The 349-nt window shown below is 37.5% G+C and carries 1 protein-coding gene; it reads left to right on the top strand.

What is annotated here, in order from left to right:
- Positions 1-349: type I-C CRISPR-associated protein Cas5c (gene cas5c / locus SB773_RS30515; protein ID WP_410593953.1), on the top strand; the 349-nt coding region annotated here is incomplete at both ends.

Below are 349 nucleotides of genomic sequence, written 5' to 3'. Positions count from 1 at the left end.
GAAAAACTTTCTTATCAAGTACCCACTTATCAGGCGCTTAAAGGAATTGTTGAATCAATCTACTGGAAGCCCACTTTGCTAATGGTAGTAGATGAAATACGGGTTTTAAAACCAATACGTATGGAATCAAAAGGGATTCGCCCCAGTGAATATGGTGGAGGAAATACACTAGCCAATTACACCTATTTAAAAGATGTAAGGTATCAGGTTAGAGCTCATTTTGTATTTAATCTTCATCGACCAGAATTGACTTTTGACCGTAACGAAAATAAGCATCACAACATATTAAAACGCGCTCTAAATGCTGGAGGACGAAGAGATATTTTCCTAGGAACTAGAGAATGCCAAG

The organism is Bacillus sp. SIMBA_074 (assembly GCF_046534555.1).
GTDB classification, from domain to species: Bacteria; Bacillota; Bacilli; order Bacillales; family Bacillaceae_G; genus Bacillus_A; species Bacillus_A mycoides.
This window is presented reverse-complemented; position numbering and strand designations above follow the sequence as displayed.